Origin of the sequence: Hymenobacter lucidus, from assembly GCF_020447265.1 — a bacterium.
GTDB lineage: Bacteria > Bacteroidota > Bacteroidia > Cytophagales > Hymenobacteraceae > Hymenobacter > Hymenobacter lucidus.
Genome location: NZ_JAJADR010000007.1, coordinates 16920 through 39082, shown reverse-complemented (window position 1 = coordinate 39082; position 22163 = coordinate 16920). Strand labels below are relative to the sequence as shown.

The window sequence follows — 22163 nt, the reverse complement described above, 5'->3', positions numbered from 1 at the left end:
ACAACGTTGGGAGTATGTCCCTACTAAGAAACAAAAAACGCCCGCAGTCGTGCGGGCGTTTTCCATAAATATATACGATTTCAGGCCGCTAAAACGTGCGTAGAGAGAGGCAGTAGTCCTCCTTCTTGCGCATGGCTGTCTGGCTTAGCAGGTCTTTATCGGCGTAGCCCAGCAGGTGGAGCACGCCGTGAATCATCACGCGGTGCAGCTCATCGTGGAAGGTGACGCCCAGCTGTTGGGCATTTTCCCGCACCCGGTCGACGCTGATGAAAATGTCGCCCTCAATGATGTCGGCATCGTCGGCGTTATCGAAAGTGATGACATCGGTATACGTGTCGTGGTCGAGGTACTCCACGTTGACGCGGTGCAGGTACTCATCGGAGCAGAATATATAGGTCAGCTGCACGATTTTGTGTTCGTGCACCTGGGCAATACGCTCAATCCAACTCGTCAAAGCTTCCGCTTCGGCCAACTCGAAATCAACGTCCTCGACCAGAAACTCAATGCCATCCGACTCATGCGAGTCTTGGGGCAGGCCGCTGTTCATTTCATCTTCCGTTCCGGGAGGGTGCTGGTTCATGCCGCGTTTTCGGTGGATACGGTATCAGTTGCGGACGACTCGTCGGTTTCGGCGGGTACGAGAAGGAAAGTCAGCTGCACGTTGCGGCCGTCCTTAGTGAACTCGACTTCATCGGCCAGGTGGCGAATGAGGAAGATGCCGCGGCCCCCGGGGTTTTCCAGGTTTTCGGGCGCGGTCGGGTCGAGCAGGTCGGTGTAGTCGAACCCCTCGCCCTCGTCTTCTACCTCAAACTTGACGCGGTCCTTGTCCACGTAGAGCGACAGGTACACGTTGCGGTCCTTGTCGAACTTGTTGCCGTGACGAATGGCATTATTGACGGCCTCCGTAACGGCGACCATGATATTGCCATAGATATCATCCTCGATGTGAAACGTGTCCTTCGAGTTGTCGATAAAGCTTTCTACGACACGGATATTCTCAACGAGCGAAGGAATCTGAATTTTAACCTGTTTCATAGGTATGTAAAAGGGAGCGGGGCGGTAAAATTAGCGGAACGCTATTTCATTTTCTGAAAATATTCACTCACCTCGCGCTGATAGTACGGCGTGAGGGCCGGCGGAACGGTTCGTAACAGCTCTGTCTGCCTGTTTTTCTGCTGCTTATACTTTTCAAAAGCAGGCGGAAATACCGGTGGACGGCTCTGTGCAGTCTGTGCTTCGCGCTTATCGTCCTGGTCCCGTTCCCGAGCCGATTTCTCGACTTCCAGCAAGCGGGTCATGATTTGGCGCTGGCGCAAAATGGTTTGCTCCGTTAGCCGCTTATTTACGAGGTCGGTTTCGGTTTGTTCCATTAATTTCTTCAGTTCGCCGGTACCACCCGCGCCATTCTGGCCTTTGCCTTCCTTGCTGCCCTGCTGAAGTTTATCGAGCTCTTTGAGGGCTTCACGGAGCATTTGCTGCTGTGCGGCGAGTTTGGCCAGCTCCTCCGATAACGCCCGGCCGCTCTTGCCGCTCTGCTGTAGCTGCTGAATCTGCTGGTTGAGCTGCTGCTGCATTTTGCCCATCTGGCCTTCGCCAGGCGAGCCGCCTTTCTTCTTCTTTTTGCCGCTGGGCTTGCCCCCGCTCTGCTGGCTTTGCTGCCCTTCACGTTGCTGCTGCTGCATCTGCTGCAGGGCATCGTTCAGCATCAACGCCAGGTTGTTCATGCTGGTCATGGCCAGCTGCTGGCTGCTGGTAGCCCGGCCCACGTTGCGCTGCCGGATCTGGTTCAAGGACTCGTCCATCTGCCCGTTCATCTCCCCTACTTCCCGGGTCACGAACGACTGGATCTGGAACACTTTCTTGGCCAGGGCATACAACGAGTCCTGGATGATGGCCGCGTCGTCCTTCAGCTTGCGTTGCTGCTGGCCTAGCTGCACGAAGCGCGGGTCGGTCTGATCCACTGAGCGGAACTGCTTCATCAGGTTTTCCTCGTCGAAGCTGAGCGTGATGAGGTTGTCGAGGATGTCGCGCAGGTCGTCGATGTTCTGCTGTTGCTGCTCGTCCTGGTCTTCTTCCTGCTGCTGCTTCATCTTCTGGGCCATCTGCTGCATCTTCTGGGCGGCCTGCTTCTGGCTCTGGCTGGCTTTCTTATTCTGGTTTTTGCCCAGTTGCTCCTGGCTTTCCTGCTGCTGCTGGTCCACGGCCTGCTGGTCCTGCTTCATGTCGTCGGCGCCGTTCTGGTTGTCGAGCTGCTCGTCCATCTTCTTGAGCTCATCGAGCTCCTTTTTCACGTCTTGGAACTGCTGCTGCTTTTCGGCCTGTTGCTGCTTGAGCTGCTCCTGTTTCTGCTGCTGCTCCTGCTTGGATTCGCCTTTCTGCTGGTTGTCTTTGTCGTTTTTCTCGGTTTGCTCGGCCAGCTTTTCCTGCTCCTGCGCCAGCTGCTCCAGCTTTTCGGTGGCCTGCTCCATCTTCTGCTCAAACTGCAGCTGCTTGAACATTTCCAGGGCGCGCTCCAGCTCCTTTTGCAGGGTGTTTTCCTTGTTTTCGAGCTGCTGCAGCATTTTCTGCAGCTGGGCATCGGGTGTTTTCTGCTCTTCCAGCAGCTTCTGCAATTGGTCGTAGAGCTTCTTGGTTTCGGGGTCGAGCAACGAGTCCATCAGCTTCTTGAGCTCCTCGGCCTTCTCGCGCAGCTCCTCGCTCTTGGGGTCGAGTTGGTCCTGCTTCTGGGTCAGCTCCTCGAACATCTTTTTCATGTCGGCAATCTGCTGGTCCATCTGCTGCTTCTGCTGAAGCATGTCCTGGAGCTGCTTTTTGTCCTGGAAGTTGAGGTTGCGTTTGGTCTTGAGCTTGTCCTCGGTCTTGGCCATTTCCCGCTCCAGCTTCTTCGACTTCTCGGCCGCCTGGCTCAGCTGGTTCTGCACCGACTGCGACTGGGCGTTCATCTGCTCCCGCAGCTCCTTAGTAGAAGGCAGCTTGAACTCGGCCGCCCGCGTTCGGGCTGCTTTGGGGCCGTGCACGCCGTCGTTGTCCCACACCTGCAGGAAATATTCCACCCGGTCGCCGGGCTTCAGGTTGAGCGGAGCCAGGTCCCACTGGTAGGCGTAGCTCTGGCTAGGGCCGCTTTGCAGGGCAATAGCGCGGGCTTTATACTCGCCATTCGGGCGGGCTTTGGACGTTACGCGGTAGTGGAGCTGCAAACGACTTAATCCATAATCGTCGCGCACCGCGCCACCCAGGGCCAAGTAGCGCAGGGAAGTCGTATCGGCGAAGCTTTCCACCGTAATTTCCGGCACAAGGTCAGGAATGGCGGTAATCTGGTACTGAATTGGGTCCCGGTTGAGGCTGGCCGCGTTGCGCAGGCGCACGGCGTATTCCTGGCTTTTCAGGATGCGGCGCGTGGCTTCAAACTCCTCTCCCGCTGAGGTGGCCATTACGGTTTCGGCAGGGTTGGTGAAAAGCAGCTGCAGCTCATCGGTGGCGGCGGTGGCAAACTCCCAGCGCACGGTGCTGCCCTCGGGCACGGTCAGGTTGCCGGTGTTGCGGATGGTTTCGGCGGGCTTGCCGATGTAGGTTGGGTAGGTGACGTGCACGGCGAAGTCGCGCAGGTTGGGCCGCTCCCGCACCAGCAGGTCGTAGTCGTCGGAGGTGAAGCCGGCGGCCGAGAGCTGGAACTCCACGTCGCGCTGCAGCTGCTTGAACTCGTAGGTGTACTTGTTGCCGCTTTGCTTGCTCAGGCGCCGCTCTCGGCCGCCGTACACGATGTTGATTTCGTTGGGCAACGCCTCGCCTTCCACTGTCACGGCCAGCTCGTAGTTTTCGCCCTTAAATGCCTTGAGGCTCTTGTTTTCGACGATAAATTTGAATGGCGCGGGCGGCGAGTAGGCACGGTCGAAATGGAAAATCCGGTCGGTGCCCTGCACGAACAAGGCTGGGTACACGAGCAGCAAGAGCAGCATAATACCGGCCGGAATGGCCACGTACTTCCACAGCGGCCGGCTCTGGTTCTTGATATTGATACCCTGCGAAAACTCCAGGCCGGTAAGCTGGCCAGCGCGCTGCTCGAGGCTGGCCGCAATCAGCTCGTTTTCCCGGGCTTGGCCTTGCAGCTGCAGCGCGTTGAGCAGCTTGTCTTGCACCTGGGGAAAAAGCTCGCCCACACGCTGGGCAGCCTGTTCGTCAGAGAGCAGGCGGCGCAGGTTGGTGAGGGCCGCCAGGGGTTGCCAGATCCAGTGCACAAAGGCGTAGACGGTGAGGGCCAGAAAGCCAAACAGCAGCCCGCCCCGCACCCAGGTGGGCAGGTAGAGGAAATATTCCAGGGTGTTGAATACCAGGAACAGCGTGAGCAGCAGCCCGCCCGCCACCAGCGCGCCACGCACCAGCAGGTTCAGGTAAAACTTACGCTTAAAGGCATCCAGTTGCGCCAGAACCTGCTCCAGGGCCGGCGCATTCGTAGTCGTTACAGGCACAGATTCTTTCTCCAATAACTAAAAGAGCCCAGTACAGACCCCTCGGAAAGATACGCAATATAGCCTCGGAGGCTGCATGCGGCCCCTTCAGCTAAACGACAACAGCCCAGGGGTAAATTGTTCCGCTGCTGAGCAAAGCCCACGGTATGGATGCACCGTCCCCGCAAGTTCTGGAAGCAGCTCCTAGGTTTCTTTGGGTGCTGCGAGGACTAGCAAGTTTTTGGTGAACGGGTGTAGAGACGCAACCTTGCGTCTCGTCGTTGAATAACAATTGTTGTTACGGCGCGGCCGAGGAGACGCAAGGTTGCGTCGCCACCCCGTTTTATGGCGTAAAAAAGCCCGGCTCCTACCAGGAACCGGGCTTTTAACAAAAGCAGGAGCCGCAGATTACTCGGTCTTCTCCTTCACTTTGGTGCCGTCCTCGTCCTTTTTGAGCTTGCGTTTGGCTTTGCGGCCGTCCTCGTCCTTGGTCTTGGACTTGGCCTTTTTCACGTCGGCGGGGGCAGCCGGGGTGGCCGTTACGGTGCTGGCGGCGGGAATGGCGCTGGTCAGGCGGTTGCCCTCGGCGTCCATTTCCACGATTTCGTAACCCAGCGTATTGATGCCGGGGAACACCTTGTTCCGGTCGCCAACGACGACGATGTACATATTATCGACGGGCAGGTATTTCTGGGCAATGGCCTGCACGTCTTCCTTCTTGAGGGCGCGTAGGATATCGTTCTGCTTCTGCACGAAGTCGGGCGTGAGGTCATATTCGAGCAGGCGGGCCAGGAAAGCGGCTTTCTGCTGGCCGGTTTCATATTTCAGCGCGTCGCTTTGCCCCACCGACGTTTGAAGCAGCTGCAACTCATCGTCGGAAATGCCGGTGGTGTAGCCCTTTATTTCCTTGCCGAACTCAACCAGCGAAGCTGTGGTAGCATCGGCCCGCACGCCGGCCTGGGCCGTAAACGGACCCACGTAGCGCGTACCCCGGAAGCTGGAGTAGGCCCCGTAGGTGTAGCCTTTTTCCTCGCGCAGGTTGTGGTTGATACGGCTGGCAAACGAGCCGCCCAGCAGGTAGTTGGCCAAGTAGGCGCGATAGTACTCGCCAGTGGCGTCGTAGGGCAGAGCCAGGTAGCCAATGCGGATTTCCGACTGCGCAGCATCAGGCTTGTTCACAAAGTAGATGCGTGTCTTATCGGGCTGCTTGCCGGGGTTGCCGGCGGGCAGCGTCACGCCTTTGCGGCCCCAGTTCTGCAAAAAGCCCAGCTTGCCTACCACGTCTTTCTGCTCTACATCACCTACAATCACCAGGTGCGACAAATCGGGGCCGTAGTACTGCTGGTAAAACTGCTTCACATCGTCGAGCGTGAGGCTTTGCACCGTGCTGGTGGTACCGATAACGGGCACGCTCATGATGTCGCCGGGGCCGTAGAGCAGGGCGTTGTAGGTTTTATCGGCAATGACGGTGGGCTGGGTGCTCTGGTTGGCAATGCTTTCCAGCGTCTGCTTTTTGAGTCGGGCAAAGTCGGCGGCATCGAAGCGGGGCCGCAGCAGCCGCTCTTCCAGCAGGGCCAGAGTAGCGGGCAGGTTCTTGGTCAGGCTCTGCACGCTCACAGTGGTGTTGTCGGTGCCGGGCGTCACGGTAATGGAGCTGCCCAGGCGCTCCAGGGCGTCGGCAAACTGCTCACTGGTGTATTTCTGAGTGCCCTCGTTGAGCAAGGCTGCCGTGAGGGCCGCCACGCCGGCTTTGGCGGGGTTTTGCTGCTCAATGCGGTGGCCGCCCCGAATGGTGAGCAGCATATTCACGGTGGGTACTTCCGTGGAGCGGGTGCCCATCACGCGCAGGCCGTTCTGAAACTGCTCCTGCCACAGGGCGGGCACTTTCACCACGGGGTTGGCACCGGCGCCGGGTAGCTTGGCCCGGTCAAAGGTATCCTTGGCCTTTACGTAGGTCAGGTTCTTGTACTCGTCGGCCGGGGCTTTGTAGCCTTCTTTGCTGATGGTAAAGTTGTCGGGCTTGGCGGGCTTCGTTGGGGCCGACTTGGGCAATACGCTCAGCACCACGGCTTTTTTGCCTTTGATGTACTGCGTGTATACCCGCTGCACATCGGCCTTGGTGAGGGCGCGCAGGCGCTGCAGCTCGATGGTAATGAAGTTGGGGTTGCCGGTAAAGGTCTGGTTGGAAGCCAGCCGCGTTACCTTGCCACTCACGCTGCTCAGGCTACCAATAAGGTCGGCCTCCCGGCTGGCCTTGAAGCGCTGCAGGTCTTCGTCTTTCACACCCCGGCGCTCAAACTCGGCCAGGCTTTGGCGCACCCGGTATTCGAGGCTGTCGAGTCCCTTGCCGGGAAAGGCGCGGGCCGCAATGGTAAACTCGCCGCCCAGCTCGGAGGTGGGGTGGTAAGCGGCGGCGCTGATGGCTTTCTGGGGCTTGGTCAGGTTCTGGTAGAGCAGCGCGTTTTTGCTGCCCCCAATTATTTCGGCCAGCGCATCGAGGGCCGTTTCATCGGGGTGGTTTTGGGGCACCGTCGGAAACACCATTTGCAGCAACGGAAAGCGCACATTGTCCTGGTAGCTCACGTAGCGGTCCTGGGTGAGCTTGGGCGCGGGCAGCTTCATGTTCTGCACGGCCGGCCCGCTCGGAATCGTGCCGAAGTATTTCTCAGCCATGGCCACTACCTCGGCCGGCTTCACGTCGCCGCCCACGGTGAGGGTAGCGTTGTTGGGGCCGTACCAGCGCAGAAAGAACTGCTTCAGGTCGTTTACGTCGGAGCGGTCCAGGTCTTCGAGGTAGCCGATGGTCAGCCAGCTGTAGGGGTGGCCGTAGGGGTACAGCGTTTTCGACACGTACTCGCTCACCAGCCCGTAGGGGCGGTTGTCGTAGTTCTGGCCCCGCTCATTTTTCACCGTGGAGCGCTGCACCTCAAAGCGCTTTTGCGTCACGGCATCGAGCAGAAATCCCATGCGGTCGGCTTCCAGCCACAGGGCCCGCTCCAACTGATTGCTCGGAATGGTTTCGTAGTAGTTGGTCCGGTCGCGGGTGGTGCTGCCGTTGTTGGTGCCGCCCGCGCCGATAATAACCTTGTCGAACGTGCCCTGCGGGGCGTGGTCGGAGCCCTCAAACATCATATGCTCGAAGAAGTGCGCAAAGCCCGACTTGCCGATCTGTTCCCGGGCCGAGCCCACGTGGTACGTTACATCCACGTGCACCAGCGGGTCGGAGTGGTCTTCGGTTACGACGAGCGTAAGGCCATTAGGCAGCACGTACTTCTCGTAGGGAATTACCAGCTCCCCGGCTTTGCGGGTTACTTTTTCGACGAGGCGGGTGCCGGTGGCCGAGGTAGTGGCAGTAGGTTTTTTTTGCTGCGCCGTGGCCGGCACCGCCGTCAGGGCGGCACCGAGGCCCAGGAGCAAGAGCGAATTTTTGAGCATAGAAAAGGAATAGAAAAGAATGGGGCCGGGAAGGTAAGCGGTTAAAAGACAACCCCGCCCCGCCACCCGTTGCGCCGACTGCTGCCCTCAACCCGGAAACGGCGGCCGGAAGTTCGTTCCACGGCTGGCAGCGGCCGTCGTCAGTGGCGTATGTGCCAACCGAAAACATTACCCCAGCTCTTCGTTGTTGCATTAGCAACGGCTGCCGCAGCGCGGCTGCCCAATCCTCTTTTCTGTCGTTTCGTGCCCGTTCCTTCTGCCGAGCTAGACTATCTGCGCCTCTCCTACCGCCCCGATCTGCGCATTCTGTTTCTGCGCTGGACGCGGCTGGTGTCGTCGGCTGAGCACCGGGCGGGCTACGAAGCGGCCCTGGCGTTTGCCCTATTCCACCAGGCCCGGCATTGGCTTATCGATCTGCGCATTCGGGGGCTGGCTGAAGCCGAGGACTTCAGCTGGGTGCTCACCGATTTTCGCCGGGAAATGCAGTTGGCCCTACCCGACGCGCCTTTTCGGGTGGCTTACCTGGTTACACCCTACCATAAGGAAGTAATCGACAGCCGGCTGGCGGTACACGAGGCGGTGTTCCGCACCTTTATCGAAGAGCAGGCCGCGTACCAGTGGCTGGGCAGCTAAAACCGAACGGAGCCGCCCGGGCCGTATTATAGCGCCTCAGCCCTCGGCCCACTGGTAGCGACGCTCCTTCCAGAGAATGAAGCCCGGCCAGGCCGTGTACACCAGCACCGCCACCGACATCAGCAGCAGGTATACATCATACAGCAGCAGCAAGCCCAGTGACTCGCGGTGGCCAGCCTGCCGCAGGGTAATGCCCAGAAACAGCGTCTGGCAAAGTACCTTGCCCGCGTACAGCGCCCCGATAACAGGCAGCGGCAGCAGCCCCGGCCAGCCCAGAATAGTGTAGAAAAAGCCGTAGGACCCAAAGAGCAGGCCCAGCTGCCAGGGCAGACGCACGGCCCCTTTCATCCACCGCTTGCGCTGGTGCAGTAGGTGGCGCACCGTGGGCTGGGGCACCGAAACACCCAGGGCCTGGGGCATAATGATGTTGCGAAACCCCCAGCCCTGCCGCACAATCTGGGTGAAAAGCTGTAGGTCTTCGGTGATGCTGAAGGCCAGGGCCTCGTAGCCGCCAATGGATTCGTAGGCGGCCCGCGTCACGAGCATGTTGTTGCCGACGGCCGTAATGGGCAGGCCCCGGTCGGTAAGCACCCGAATCAGGTTGAGGCCGAAAAGCCAGTCGAGGCCCTGGAGGCGGCCAAACAGGTTGCCGGTAGCCGTGGTAATGCCTGTCACGACGCCCACGCCCTCGGGCGCGGCAGCCAGCATCGTTTGCACCCAATCGGGCGCCAGGGCCATATCGGCATCGGTGATGAGGAAGTAGTCGGCGGTGGCGGCGCGGCACAGATGGGCCAGTACGTTGCTCTTGCCTCGGGCCGTGCCCAGCCGCTGCCGGATGGGCAAGAGCCGGAACTGGGGCCGGCCGGCAATAAAGCGCCGCACTACTTCCCGCGTGTCGTCGGTAGAGGCATCGTCACCAATCAGGATTTCGAGCTGCCCGGCCGGGTAGTTGAGCTGGGCCAGGGCTTGCAGGCACCGCTCAATGTTGGCCGCCTCGTTGCGGGCCGCAATCAGGATGCTGACCCGGGGCATACTGGCAATGGGTGGCAGTGCCGGCCGGGGCCAGAGCAGCAACAGCAGTACCAGAGCGTATACCCCGAAAAAGACGCTGAAGAAGATGGTAGCAAACAGCATACGGAGCCGGTGAGGTAGGTAGCATAACCGGGCCGGGCACGAGTTTCAGCCGGCGGTTCTGGCTTATAGAGTACGGTGAACCGGCCCGGCCGCGTTGAAGCGAAAAGTGCTGATTTACACCGGGGCAAATACGGATTCCGGCTTTGTGCCGGTTGGGCTGGCGCACAAAAAAGCCCCTTCCGTTTCCAGAAGAGGCTTTTGGTAGAGCACTGCTCCGCGCTAGGTGCGCGGTATCGTGGCCACGGGCGTGTCGTAGCCCGGCGAGTCGGTAATCTGCACGCTGGGGTGCACGTCGTCGTTGTCCTTAACGCGGAGTGTGAGCAAGCCGGCCACAATCATGGCCGCGCCGCCCAGGGCCAGGGTATCGAGCGTATTGCCCCGGAACAGGTGCATGGTGGCCCAGCCCAGGAGCGTGGCGGCCACAATCTGCGGAATCACGATGAAGAAGTTGAACACGCCCATGAAGTAGCCCATGCGGTTGGCGGGCAGGGAGCCAGCCAGGATGGCGTAGGGCATGCTCAGAATGCTGGCCCAGGCCACGCCCACCATACCCATCGACACCATAATCAGCTCGGGAGTGGTAATAATCTTTAACGACAGCAGCCCCAGCCCGCCAATGAGCAGGCAGAGCATGTGGGTGAGGCGGCGGCTGGTGCGTGCAGCAATTAGCGGGATGATGAAGGCAAAGATGGCCGCCACCCCGTTGCGCACCGAGGAGGCTAGGCTCAACCAGTCGGCGCCGTCGTTGTACTGCGCCTGCACCCGCTCCAGCTCGGTTTTGTCGGTGCCGGTGGGCTGGGCATGGCTCACGTAGTAATTGGCCATGTTGATGGTGATAATCTTGCTCGGGTCGGCGGCTTGGAACTGGTTGATTTCCTTGACGTCGTTTTGCAGGGCGCCCAGCTCCTTCTTGTCCTTGTCGGTGGCGGCACGCTGCTCGGCGGTAGTAATGAAGGCGGCAACCTTAGTGTAGAGGCTGTTGTCTACCTTCATGTTGTAGATGTTGCTGGTCACGGCATTGGTTGCGTAAATCCACATCGAGAATAGAGCAAACCAAGTAAAGAACTGCACGATGGCCAATTGGCGCATGGCTACAGGCATGTGGAAGATGCCCATAAACGACTCCTTGATGCCGGCCCAGATACTCACCTTGGCATTCTCACGCCGGAACGCCTCCATGTCTTCCGGCGGGGTTTCGGTGGAAGTGAATACAGTGTACATCACGGCCAGAATGAAGGCCACACCCCCGGCGTAGAATGACCACTTCACCGAAGGCGGAATCTCGCCGCTGGGCGCTGTATTGCTTAGGTGAAACCAGTTGTTGAATATCCAAGGCAGCGCCGCGGCAATGACCGAGCCCACCCCTATGAAAAAGCTCTGCATGGCGAAGCCGCTGGTGCGCTGCTCGCTGGGCAGCTTGTCGCCCACGAAGGCCCGGAAGGGCTCCATGCTGATGTTGATGCTTGCGTCCAGAATCCAGAGCATACTGCCCGCCATCCACAGAGCCGACGAGTTGGGCATCACAAACAGCGCCAGTGTGGCCAGAATGGCTCCAATCAGGAAGAACGGCCGGCGGCGTCCCCAGTACGGGTGCCAGGTGCGGTCGGAGAAGTAGCCGATGATGGGCTGCACCACCAGGCCAGTGAGTGGGGCGGCAATCCACAGAATCGGAATGTCGTCTTTGTTGGCGCCCAGCGTTTCGAAGATGCGGCTGATGTTGTTGTTCTGCAGCTCGAAGCCGAACTGGATACCCAGGAAGCCGAAGCTCATGTTCCAGATCTGCCAGAAGCTGAGGCGGGGTTTATTGCGGGTGTCCGGGGACGAGGCCGCTACACTGGTTGCCATTATGGGGGGAATTTTAAGGGAAAACGAAGGAGTAGAGCGTGGAAGCAGGAGAATATTCGAAGAAGGACAGAAAGCCCGCCGAGCTACAAGGTTGGTGCCGAGGGTTGGTGAAGAGTTACGGAGGAAGGTGACCTTCTTCCGCAACCCTCCCAAGTCCTTACCGAACCCTCCCTTCTTCTTTCCGAGGGTTGCGGAAGAAGATTGGCTCCCTCCAACCTTCTTCCGCAACCCTCGGAAAGAAGGTTGGCTCCCTCGGAAGTTCTTTCTCAACCCTCAACAAGAAGGTTGGAAGCTTCCGCAGGAAGTAAGGCAGCTTGACAAATCACCTGGCAAGCCTTATTCTTTCTGCTTGATTTCGAATACGTAGGCGCTGAGGGGTGTCAGCGTGATGGTCAGGTTTTCGGTGGCGGGTGAGTTGTTGAGCAGGTCGGTGTAGGTGTAGAACCTGGTAGGGTCCAGGCCCATAGCCTTCATCGCCGACTTCGGAATCTCGATTTTGGGCGTCAGAGTCACGTCTTTGCTGAAGTTGGCAATGATGAGCAGCTTCTGCTTGTCGGTGTAGCGCAGGTAGCTGTACACGCGGCGCTGGTCGTAGTTCTTGCCCAGGTTGTTGGCGTCCTGCAGCTCGTAGAACTTGCCCTTGCGGATGGCGTCACTGGTGCTTGTGAGGTTCAGCAAGCGGGAGTAGAAGTCGCGCAGCTGCTTTTGCACGCCATCGAGCTTGCCGCCGTCAAACTTGCCGCCGTTCATCCACTTCTGGTGTTCGGGCACGCCCCAGTAATCGAAGATGGTGGTGCGGCCGTCGGCCCCACTGAAGCCTTCCGAGCCGTTGGCGGGCTCCCCCACTTCCTGCCCAAAGTACACCATCACCGGGCCCGAGCCCAGCGTGGCCGATACCGTCATGGCCGGAATGGCGGTGCGCGGGTCGCCGGCAAACTCCTTGGAGGCAATGCGCTGCTCGTCGTGGTTTTCGAGGAAGCGCAGCATACGGGAGCCGAAGCCGCGGCTTTCCTCACTCCACACCTTGGTAATATCATCGGTGTTGCCGCCGCCGGTCATCAAGCGGCGCAGGCCGTCGTAGAGGCCCACCTTGTCGTAGAGGTAGTCGAACTTGCCTTTCTCCAGGTAGTTCTTATACTCCTTCGGGTTGTAGGCCTCGCCCATGAAGATGATGTCGGGCTTCACCTTTTTCACCTCCGGAATCACCCAGGCCCAGAACTCGATGGGCACCATCTCGGCCATGTCGCAACGGAAGCCGTCGACGTCCTTCTGGGCCCAGTACACGAGAATGTCGCGCATTTTGAGCCAGGTATCGGGCATGGGCTCGAAGTACATCTTGCGGCCGTTCTGGTAGTCGACGCCGTAGTTGAGCTTCACGGTTTCGTACCAGTCGTCTACCTTGGGCGCTTCCGAAAACACGTCGTTGCCACTGGCCTTGGCGGGCATCTCCACAAACTTTCCGTCTTCCTTGGGGCCCAGGGCGGCGCCCAAGGGGTTGCCGGCTTTGGGCACTACCAGGGCCTTGCCGGGCAGGTAGTAGAAGTTGTTGTTGGGCGCAAAGGCCTTGGTCTTGTCGTCCTTCTCGCCCAGGTCTACCACGCCCACGGGCTTGGCATTCGACTTATAGCTGCGGGCTACGTGGTTGGGAATGAAGTCGATGATAACCTTCAGGCCGTTGGCGTGGGTACGCTTCACGAGGGCCTCAAACTCCTGCTTACGGGTTTTCACGTCCACGGCCAGGTCGGGGGCAATGTCGTAGTAGTCCTTGATGGCGTAGGGCGAGCCGGCGCGGCCTTTCACCACGTCGGCATCGTCGGGGCCGGGGCCGCCGGCGGCCGTAAAGTCGCTCATCGTGGCGTGTTCCAGCACGCCGGTATACCATACATGGCTCACGCCCATCTTCTTGATGGCCTGCAAAGCCAGGTCGTTGATGTCATTGAACTTGCCGACGCCATTCTCGACGTTGGTGCCGTAGGGCTTGTTGACGGCCTTTTTGTTGCCGAACAGGCGCGTCATCACCTGGTAAATTACCAGCTTATGATCCTGCGGCACCTCATCGGTGGTGTTCGGGTCGGCGAGGGAAAGAGGCTCGGACACGGTGGTAAAGGAACTCGAAAGTGGAAGGGAGAAAGAAGCCAAAGCCAAACTGGCGGCCACGGTGGGCAATAGCAGTTTTTTCATAGTCGGGGAAGATAGGAGTTTAATGTGCTAATGTGTTGGAATGTGGATAATGTGCTAATGCAGGAAATAGATGAGTCGGAGGCGTTTGTAAGGCAACGACCATTTCTCTATTAGCACATCAGCACATTATTCATTAGCACATCAACGACCTACCATTCCTGAGTTAAAGGGTGAAGCATGAGCTCGTCGATGACCACGTGGGGCGGGGCCTCCAGGATGTAGCGCACGGCCTGGGCCACGTCGGCGGGCTTGAGGTGGGTTTTTTCGGTGTCGGCGCTGCCGGGCTTGGCTTCGTTGAAGTACGTATCGACCAGGCCCGGGTAAATGGTGCTGACCTTGATGCCGTGGGGCCGCACTTCCTTGCGCAAAGAGCCCAGCAGGGCATCCTGGGCAAACTTGCTGGCCCCGTAGATGGTGCCGTGCTCGAAGGTGCGCCGGGCCACGTCGGAGGTAATGCCCACGATATGGCCGCTTTTCTGGGCTTTGAGGTGGGGCACAATGAACTTGCAGAACAGGAAGGTGCCCTTCACGTTCACGTCGAACATCCGGTCCCACTCGTCGGCGGCGTTGTTTTCGAGCAGGTTAAAGGAGCCCACTCCGGCGTTGCAGACCAGAATGTCGATCTGGCCGTAGTGGCGCAGCGTTTCCTCGACAACGTTCTGCACGTCGGCCTCGTCGGCTACGTCGGCCGGAATGGCCAGGCCGTTGGTTTTGTGGGCCAGTTCCTCCAACTCTTCGGCCGAGCGGGCTACGGCTATTACCCGGGCGCCCTGCATGGCCAGCAGCAGGGCCACGGCCCGCCCGATGCCCCGCGAGGCTCCGGTGACGATGGCGACTTTATCGGTGAGGTCGTTCATAAGCAGCAGAGCTAGTAAGGGTTAGCAGAAGTTAGAAGGTATAGTCTACAAAATTGGACGCGAAAAGCCTGCAATGTGTTTGGCTTTTCTACTTCCGCAGCTCCACCACCCAGGCCGTGCGCCCCGGCAGCTTCACCGACTTCAGATCCGAAACCACCGTCCCGGACGTCACCTCCACCCCCGACGAAAACCCGTTCAGGCGCTCGGCGAAGCGGTTCATGTCCACCGGTTTTTCGTCTTTGCCCGAGTTCATCATCACCATCACTGTGCCCGCGTCGGAGTAGCGGAAATAGGTATACACGCCATCCTGCGGGATAAACTGGGTGAGCTTGCCCGAGTGCAGGGCCGGGTGGGTTTTGCGGTAGTTGGCCAGTTTGCTGACGTAGGTAAACGCCTCGCCGGCCTGCCCCGTGCGGCCCGCCGCCGTGAAGTAGTTCTTCTTGTCGCCGGCCCAGCCGCCGGGGAAATCCTCGCGCACCAGCCCATCGGGGTTGCTGAAGTTTTTCATCAGCACCTCGGTGCCGTAGTACAGCTGCGGAATGCCGCGGGTGGTCAGCAGCCAGGCCAGGCCCATCTTATACTTGGCAAAGTCTTCGCCGGCCACCGAGTAGAAGCGGCTCAGGTCGTGGTTGTCGAGAAACACCACATTGCGCATGGGGTCTTCGTACATCCAGTCGCCCTGCAGGGCATAATACAGCTTGGCAATGCCGTCGGTCCAGCCCGCGTCCTTGGTCAGGGCCTCGTTGATGGCGTAGTAGCTCTGAAAGTCCGTCACGCCGGGCAGGTTGGACTTAAACCCGTTTACCGGCGGCAGAATGTTGCGGGCGAAGAAGGCCTGCTGCCCGTTGCCCTGCACCCAGGTTTCGCCGAACATGCCCAGCTGCGGAAACTCGTTGAGCACCGCCTCGCCCCACTGCATCAGAAAGTTGCGGTCCGAATACGGGTAGGTGTCGATGCGGTAGCCGTCGAGGCCGGTGTATTCCACCCACCAAATAAAGTTCTGAATCACGTAGTTGGCCACCAGTGGGTTGGCTTGGTTCAGGTCGGGCATCGTGGTGTCGAACCAGCCTTCCCCATAGAGCTTGCGGTCCACGTCCGAGGCGTAGGGGTCGTTGAAGGCCGCGTCGCGGAAGTTGCTGCGCGTGAAGCTGGGCCACTGGTGAAACCAGTCGGCGGCGGGCTGCTCCAGAAACAGGTAGTTCTTGCTGCCCATGTGGTTCAGCACCACGTCATGAATCACCTTCAGGCCGCTTTGGTGGGCATTGCGCACGAAGCGCACGTAGTCTTCATTGGAGCCGTAGCGGCGGTCTACGTTGTAATAATCCGTGAGGGCGTAGCCGTGGTAGCTGGCCTTGGGCATATCGTTTTCCACCACCGGCGTGGGCCAGATGGCCGTCACGCCCAGCTCCTTGAGGTAGTCGAAGTGCTGCTCAATGCCTTTCAGGTCGCCGCCGTGGCGGGCGTACATCGAGTCGCGGGCTACGCGGGCCACGTTCATGCCTTTCACCACGTCGTTTTTCGGGTCACCGTTGGCGAAGCGGTCCGGCATGAGCAGGTACACGAAGTCGGCACTCGTCACGCCCTGCACCTTGGTTTTGTCGCCGGGCGTGGTGCGCGGCCGCAGCTCGTAGTCGTATTTTACCTTCTTGCTACCCTGAAATTGCAGGCTCAGCTTGCCGGGCTTGGCGTCGGAGCCGATGGTGAGGTTGACAATGAGGTAGTCAGGGTTTTCCAGCTTCTGCGTGCCATCCAGCGTGACGCCCGCGTAGCTTAGCGCCACCGTGCTGCTCCCGATGCCCGGCCCGTGTACCAGCAGCTGCAGCTTCGGGTTTTTCATGCCCACCCACCAGAAAGTCGGGTCGATGCGCTGGATGGGGGTGGTTTTAGCGGGCGTGGCCGGCAGTATGGCGGTGGGTGTTTCGGCAGCCAGCACGGGCGAAGCCGGTGCGGCCAGCAGAGCCCCCGCAAGCAGGGACAAAAAGGAGGGGAATTTCATGGGCGAAATCAGGTCAGCAAGCAAGATAGGCAGCAAGGTAACTTTAGCAGCCGCAGCGTGCAATATGAACCTGGCTTACGGGGGCTAAAACCTTGTTTACAGCCTGTTTTCGCATAAAAAAGCCCCGCTGCCAATCGGCGACGAGGCTTTTTTGTTGCGTAATTTATTCGTTGTTACTGCGCCAGCCAAAGGGCACCGTTCAGGTGCAGCCGCGAGTGACTGGCGTTTTCATTCCAGCCGTCGTACACCGTGTTGCCGGGCGAGCCGGTGCCGTCGTCCACCGGCGACGAGTCGCCGACGATAACCACGCGGCCGGTGCCGAAGGTGCTGCTGGCGGCCATTACCAGACTGTTGCCCTGGCTGGCCGAAGTGCGCCACACCAGGCCCTGCACGGTGCTGTTGGCGCTGGGGCTTAGCGTCATGGTAGCCCCGTTGTGGAACGAAAGCTGCGACACGAGGCCGGTGGGGCCGTTCATGATGGGGTTGGTGGAGCTTACCAACGCGTTGGAGCTGTTTTCCACTACGTTGTCAGAGTTGATGGAAAAGCCGAACGGGTTGGTTTGCACAGAGTTGTTGGTCATCAGGTCGTTCCAGATTTCGGGCGAGTCCCAGCCGTCGTTGTTGCGGTCGGAGATGATGTGGTCAGAAATCATGAACAGGCCGCCCCCGTTCTGCACGAAGCGCAGGATGGCGGTTTTCTCGGCGGCAGTGAATACCGTGTTGGGCTCATCCACCACAAACACGTTGTACTTGGTCAGATCCTGGGTGTTGGAGGCGTCGCCGTAGGTGATGCGGGCCCCGGCGGGCAGCTGCTCCACGGTGTGGCCCAGCTTGGCCAGCGCCACACCCCAGGCCGAAATAGCGCCGGTCCAGTACGTTTCCGGAGTGCTGCTGGTGATGCCCGACTGCGCGGGCGTCGGAATGGACGAGGCCACGCCACTGTTCACGTCCAGCACCCAGTCGGCATTGCCGGCCAATTCACCGTGCGAGCCGTCGAACAGGAATTTCTTGCCCGTGCCCGTCGGGGGTGGCGTGGTGCCGCCCCCGCCATACTGCTCGATGGTCACGTTGTCGAAGTTCAGCCGGTTGGTGCCGCCCGAGGTTTTGCGGATCTGCAGGCGCACGGTGCCGGCCAGGTTCACGGTGAAGGACGCCGTGCCCAGACTGGTGCTGCTGGTGGTGATGGTGCTGCCCACTTTGGTGTAGGTGCTGCCGCTGTTGGCCGAGGCCCACAGCTCCCAGGCCGAGGCGGCATCGGTGCCATACACGGCGTGCTGCACCGTAACCACGCCCGCGCCGGCCGTGGTGTTAAAGTTCATCGTGATAGAGCCCACATTACGCACCCGCACCGATTGGGCGCCGGTTTTATGGTCGGCAGTGGTGTTGCCGAGCAGTGCGTCGTTCAGCGTCCAGGAGCCCGAAGCCAGCGTGACGGAGCCGGTGGTGTAGGCCGTTTTGGTACCGGTGTCGAAGGTTTCGGGGAAGCCGGCCGCCGCTACGTTGGCCACGATGGTGGCAGTGGGAGCTGCGTTGGGCTCCGGCTCAGGCTTGGCGCAGGAAAACACGGAAAAGGTCAGCAGCGAGGCTGCCAGCCAGCGGAAGGAATTGGACATTGGAAAGGGATTTGGTTGTGAGGAAAGAAGCGGCGTACCGGGGCAAAGCTAGCCCCCTGGTTTGCCGGGAGACGAGCGTTTCAAGTTATCATTTCTTTACCAAGTGGTAGAAAATGAATAGGTTATACGAGATATGCAATTGCCGATGGCTGCTTTAAAACCGTGTTTAGAGCCAAATCGGGCCGGTTTTCGGCGGCTTCCGGCCCGGACTGTGCCGCAGTGCCGGGTCACCGGAAAATCCAGTAGCTCGTGCAAACGTTTGCCCTGGCTTTCTTGGAATTACCGCTTTTTTTTGGGCCGGAATGTGTAGACCTTAGCCCAGAGTAAGCGTACGAAAGGCTCGTCTGTTGCCTGAGTGCTTCTCCTCCAGTCTCACTAAATTTCCCCCATGCCCTTCCAGTTCCAACCATACACGCCGGCCGCCGAGTTTGAAACGCAGGCCGCGTATTTCTCCATGGAGTTTGCCCTCGACCAGTCCCTGAAAACCTACTCCGGTGGGCTGGGCTTTCTGGCCGGCTCCCACATGCGCTCGGCCTACGAGCTCAAGCAAAACCTGATTGGCATCGGCATGCTCTGGACCTACGGCTACTACGACCAGGGCCGCAACGAAGACCAGACCATGCGGGCCGACTTCCGGCTGAAATACTACTCTTTCCTCGAAGACACGGGCTTGGTGTTTCCCATCACCATTCACGGAGCCGAGGTGAAAGTGAAGGCCATGTACCTGGCCCCCGACACGTTCGGCACGGCCCCCATGTTCTTCCTGACCACCGATATTCCCGAAAACGACTACATCTCGCGCACCATCACGCACTATTTGTACGACGCCGACACGGCCGCCCGCGTGGCGCAGTCGATGGTGCTCGGCATCGGGGGCGGCAAGCTACTCGACTTGCTGGGCGTACAGATGGATACCTATCATCTGAACGAGGGCCACGGCCTGCCGCTGGCATTTTACCTCTACGAAAAGCACGGCCGCAGCCTGGAGGAAGTGCAGAAGCGCCTGGTATTCACGACTCATACGCCCGAGCTGGCCGGCAACGAGGAGCACCCCATGAAGCTGCTCACCGACATGACCTTCTTCGGCACCGTGCCGGCCGATGAAATCCGCCGCGTGGCCCGCGTGGAAGGCAATGATATTTTGAACTACACGCTCACGGCCCTGCGCTTCTCGCGCAAAGCCAACGCCGTATCGAAGGTGCACGGCATCGTGGCTAATGAAATGTGGGGCAGCTACGAAGGCATCTGCCCGATTATCCCGATTACCAACTCTCAGAACGGCACCTACTGGCGCGACGCTGAGCTGCACGCGGCCCTGGCGGCCGACGACGACCAAGCCCTGCTGGCCCGCAAGCGGGAGCTGAAAAAGGAGCTGTTCGACTTCGTGGCCGACCAGACCGGCACCCTGCTCGACCCCGACGTGCTGACCGTGGTGTGGGCCCGCCGCTTTGCCGGCTACAAGCGCGCCAACCTGATTCTGCACCACTTCGAGCGGTTTGCCCAGATGGTCAGCCAGCAAGACCGGCCGGTGCAGATTATCTGGGCCGGCAAGCCCTACCCCAAGGACTACGGCGCCATCGGCATGTTCAACGACATTATTCAGCGCACCAAGCAGTTTAAGAATTGCGCCGTGCTGACGGGCTACGAGCTGGGCCTTTCGAAGCTGCTCAAGAAAGGCTCCGACATCTGGCTGAACACCCCGCGCTTCCCCCGCGAAGCCTCGGGCACCAGCGGCATGACGGCCGCCATGAATGCCTGCCTGAGCCTGAGTATCCCCGACGGCTGGATTCCGGAGTTTGTGCGCCACGGCGAAAACGGCTTCCTGCTACCCCTGGCCAACCTCAACGAGCCCGAGCACGTGAAAGACGACGTGGAAGCCAAAGGCGTGCTGGACGTGCTGGAGCAGGAAATTCTGCCGCTGTACTACGATGAGCCGGCCAAATACCTGGCCGTTGCCAAAGCTGCTATGCGCGAAGTAGAGCCCGAGTTTGAGTCGCACCGTATGGCGACGGAATACTACGAGAAGATGTACACGGTGTAAGGTGGCCGCTTCGTAACCTGCTTGTTGAGCGTAAAAAGCCTGGTTTCTGCGGAAGCCAGGCTTTTTCGTTGCTGCCCGCTGCCAGGGTTTTTCCCTCGTTCAGTCTCTGCTATCTTACCGGCCGAATGAGACACCTTTTTCTGCTGCTAGCAGTATTGCTGCCCTATGCCCCGCTGCTGGCCCAGGTCCCGGCCGGCCGGGTAGTTGTTGCCTACCTCGATTCAAAGTTGCTGGCCCGCAACCCTGGTGGAGAAAATCCGCGGCGGCGGGTGAGCGTGTACCTGCCGCCCGGCTACGATGCCGCGCCGCAGCGCCGCTACCCGGTGCTCTATTACCTGCACGGCTATGCCTGGAGTGATAGTCTGGTGTTCAACCAGGATGGCCTGCCCGCCTTGCTCGACCAGGCCATTGCCGCCGGCCAGATCCGGCCCTTGATTGTGGTAACGCCCGACGAGAAAACGCTGTTTGGCGGCAGCATGTACACCAACTCGGCAACGAACGGGCCCTGGTCCGACTTCACGGCCCTGGAGCTGGTAAGCTTTATCGACGGCCAGTTTCGCACCCTGGCCCGACCAGGCAGCCGCGGACTGGCCGGCCACTCGATGGGTGGCAATGGCACCCTGCGCCTGGCTATGCTCTACCCTGGCCGCTGGGCCGCCGCTTACGCTTTGAGCCCGGCCTTTGTGGGCCCCAGCGCCGAATATATGGCCAACCCCGTAGGCCTGCCAGCAGCTCTGCGCGCACCGGGCCGGGCGGCATTGGCGGGTAATTTCCCGGGGCAGATAACTGTAGCGCTGGCCCGGGCTTTTTCGCCCGAGCTGAAGAACAAGCCCTTCGGGGCGGCACTGCCCGGCTCCCTGGGACCCGACAGCTTAGCCCGGCGCGACGCCGTGCTGCCGCGCTGGATAGCTGCTACGCCCACGTATCTGTTGCCAACGCACCCGGCTGGGCTGCGGCAGCTGCGCGCCCTGGCTTTCGACTGGGGTGGGCAGGATGAATTTCGCCATATTCCGCTTACCTGCCGCACCTTCAGCACGCTGCTCAGCACTTTCGGCATTCGGCACACTGCTCAGGAATACGAAGGCACCCACGGCAGCCGCATCATGGGGCGCGACGGGCGCATCTATCAGCACCTGCTGCCTTTTTTCAACCAGCACCTGGATTTTGAGTTCTGACTATATATAAATCAACAGGCTCGTTACGCCTTCCGCTACTATAGTTTCGGCTACTTCTTACTTGGCTTCGGCCGCTTCGGGCAGCACGGTTTGCAGCACGGCCCACACATTGTTGGCCAGCAGCTTCTGACCTTCTGCGTTGGGATGCACGCCGTCGGGCAAATTCAGGTGGCGCTGACCCAGTACGCCTTGCAGCAGAAACGGGACGAAGGGCACACTGTTTTTGTCGGCCAAAGCCCGGAACAGGGCCTTGAAATCGGTGGCGTAGCGGGCCATCTGGTGGCCGCCCAGAGGCCCCAGGTCGAAGGGAAACTCCAGGCCGACCAGCACGATGCGGGCCTTAGGGTACTTTAGCTTCACTTGGTCGATGATGAATTGCAGGTTCTGGGTGGTTTCGCGCACGGGAATGCCGCGCAGGCCGTCATTAGCTCCCAGCTCCAGCACGAATACGTCGACGGGCTGGCGGGCCAGTACGCTGGCTACGCGCTGTCGGCCACCGGCCGTAGTTTCGCCGCTCACTCCATAGTTGAGGGCCTTGTAGGGTAGCTTGAGCGAGTCGAGCCGGGCCTGAATCAGGGAGGGGAAGGCTTCACTAGCCCGCAACTGGTAGCCGGCCGTGAGGCTGTTGCCGAAGAAAATGATGTTTTGCATACGAGGAGGAGCCGCGGGGGAGCGACGCTGAGCGGGAGAAGAATCGGCCGGTCCGCAGGCAAAAAGCAGCAGGCACAGACTCATGTATAAGAGCTGACGCATAAGACGGGCAAATACTGAATGGAATAACCGCCGCTGTACGTGCATCCGCCGGGTC

General features: G+C 59.9%; 14 protein-coding genes. 3 read left to right on the top strand and 11 right to left on the bottom strand.

The annotated features are described in order from the left end of the window. Positions 1 to 88: 88 nt before the first annotated feature. The 4 genes from ybeY to LGH74_RS20410 form a co-directional block, all read right to left on the bottom strand. Entirely contained in the window at positions 89 to 580 is a 492-nt protein-coding gene (gene ybeY, locus LGH74_RS20425; protein ID WP_226179120.1) for an rRNA maturation RNase YbeY, read from the bottom strand. Then, positions 577 to 1035, bottom strand: coding sequence for an ATP-binding protein (locus LGH74_RS20420; protein ID WP_226179116.1), 459 nt, complete (start codon positions 1033 to 1035; stop codon positions 577 to 579). The genes ybeY and LGH74_RS20420 overlap by 4 nt, the downstream gene beginning before the upstream one ends. 41 nt (positions 1036 to 1076) lie before the next feature. Beyond that, entirely contained in the window at positions 1077 to 4466 is a 3390-nt protein-coding gene (locus tag LGH74_RS20415) for a DUF4175 family protein (RefSeq protein ID WP_226179113.1), read from the bottom strand. A 387-nt stretch (positions 4467 to 4853) separates the two neighbouring features. Continuing rightward, positions 4854 to 7880 carry a M16 family metallopeptidase gene (locus LGH74_RS20410; RefSeq protein WP_226179110.1) on the bottom strand — a complete coding sequence of 1009 codons (3027 nt, stop codon included), beginning with the start codon at positions 7878 to 7880 and terminating at the stop codon, positions 4854 to 4856. 243 nt (positions 7881 to 8123) lie between these two features. Here LGH74_RS20410 and LGH74_RS20405 point away from each other — a divergent pair, with 243 nt between their 5' ends. Continuing rightward, a complete protein-coding gene (locus LGH74_RS20405) occupies positions 8124 to 8513 on the top strand; it encodes a hypothetical protein (RefSeq protein WP_226179107.1) in 390 nt (129 codons plus the stop codon). A 36-nt stretch (positions 8514 to 8549) separates the two neighbouring features. Here LGH74_RS20405 and LGH74_RS20400 read toward each other — a convergent pair whose 3' ends face one another. The 6 genes from LGH74_RS20400 to LGH74_RS20375 all read right to left on the bottom strand — a co-directional run bounded on the left by LGH74_RS20400 (position 8550) and on the right by LGH74_RS20375 (position 18139). Further along, entirely contained in the window at positions 8550 to 9647 is a 1098-nt protein-coding gene (locus tag LGH74_RS20400; protein WP_226179104.1) for a glycosyltransferase, read from the bottom strand. 219 nt (positions 9648 to 9866) lie between these two features. After that, on the bottom strand, positions 9867 to 11492 hold the full coding sequence (locus tag LGH74_RS20395) for an MFS transporter (protein WP_226179101.1): 1626 nt from the start codon (positions 11490 to 11492) through the stop codon (positions 9867 to 9869). Positions 11493 to 11828: 336 nt separating this feature from the next. Further along, positions 11829 to 13673, bottom strand: a complete 1845-nt coding sequence (locus LGH74_RS20390; protein ID WP_226179098.1) for an alpha-amylase family glycosyl hydrolase — start codon at positions 13671 to 13673, stop codon at positions 11829 to 11831. 149 nt (positions 13674 to 13822) lie between these two features. After that, on the bottom strand, positions 13823 to 14530 hold the full coding sequence (locus tag LGH74_RS20385; RefSeq protein ID WP_226179095.1) for an SDR family oxidoreductase: 708 nt from the start codon (positions 14528 to 14530) through the stop codon (positions 13823 to 13825). A gap of 88 nt (positions 14531 to 14618) precedes the next feature. Next, a complete protein-coding gene (locus LGH74_RS20380) occupies positions 14619 to 16550 on the bottom strand; it encodes a glycoside hydrolase family 13 protein (protein WP_226179093.1) in 1932 nt (643 codons plus the stop codon). 149 nt (positions 16551 to 16699) lie between these two features. Next, on the bottom strand, positions 16700 to 18139 hold the full coding sequence (locus LGH74_RS20375) for a hydrolase (RefSeq protein ID WP_226179090.1): 1440 nt from the start codon (positions 18137 to 18139) through the stop codon (positions 16700 to 16702). Between the two features lie 388 nt (positions 18140 to 18527). On the opposite strand from LGH74_RS20375, the gene glgP reads away from it, so the two are divergent. Both glgP and LGH74_RS20365 read left to right on the top strand, forming a co-directional pair. After that, the gene (glgP, locus tag LGH74_RS20370; protein WP_226179087.1) at positions 18528 to 20180 is read left to right on the top strand and encodes an alpha-glucan family phosphorylase; all 1653 of its coding nucleotides are present in this window, start codon (positions 18528 to 18530) and stop codon (positions 20178 to 20180) included. Between the two features lie 125 nt (positions 20181 to 20305). Next, positions 20306 to 21355: an alpha/beta hydrolase gene (locus tag LGH74_RS20365; protein WP_226179084.1), complete on the top strand. Its 1050-nt coding sequence runs from the start codon at positions 20306 to 20308 to the stop codon at positions 21353 to 21355. 57 nt (positions 21356 to 21412) lie between these two features. Here LGH74_RS20365 and LGH74_RS20360 read toward each other — a convergent pair whose 3' ends face one another. Then, positions 21413 to 22108, bottom strand: a complete 696-nt coding sequence (locus LGH74_RS20360) for an arylesterase (protein ID WP_226179081.1) — start codon at positions 22106 to 22108, stop codon at positions 21413 to 21415. Positions 22109 to 22163: the final 55 nt, after the last annotated feature.

Coding starts and splice junctions, on each gene's coding strand:
- LGH74_RS20385 (WP_226179095.1), bottom strand. CDS start 14,530: ATGAACGACCTCACCGATAAAGTCGCCATCGTCACCGGAGCCTCGCGG.
- LGH74_RS20400 (WP_226179104.1), bottom strand. CDS start 9,647: ATGCTGTTTGCTACCATCTTCTTCAGCGTCTTTTTCGGGGTATACGCT.
- glgP (WP_226179087.1), top strand. CDS start 18,528: ATGCCCTTCCAGTTCCAACCATACACGCCGGCCGCCGAGTTTGAAACG.
- LGH74_RS20395 (WP_226179101.1), bottom strand. CDS start 11,492: ATGGCAACCAGTGTAGCGGCCTCGTCCCCGGACACCCGCAATAAACCC.
- LGH74_RS20365 (WP_226179084.1), top strand. CDS start 20,306: ATGAGACACCTTTTTCTGCTGCTAGCAGTATTGCTGCCCTATGCCCCG.
- LGH74_RS20410 (WP_226179110.1), bottom strand. CDS start 7,880: ATGCTCAAAAATTCGCTCTTGCTCCTGGGCCTCGGTGCCGCCCTGACG.
- LGH74_RS20420 (WP_226179116.1), bottom strand. CDS start 1,035: ATGAAACAGGTTAAAATTCAGATTCCTTCGCTCGTTGAGAATATCCGT.
- LGH74_RS20390 (WP_226179098.1), bottom strand. CDS start 13,673: ATGAAAAAACTGCTATTGCCCACCGTGGCCGCCAGTTTGGCTTTGGCT.
- LGH74_RS20375 (WP_226179090.1), bottom strand. CDS start 18,139: ATGTCCAATTCCTTCCGCTGGCTGGCAGCCTCGCTGCTGACCTTTTCC.
- ybeY (WP_226179120.1), bottom strand. CDS start 580: ATGAACCAGCACCCTCCCGGAACGGAAGATGAAATGAACAGCGGCCTG.
- LGH74_RS20360 (WP_226179081.1), bottom strand. CDS start 22,108: ATGCGTCAGCTCTTATACATGAGTCTGTGCCTGCTGCTTTTTGCCTGC.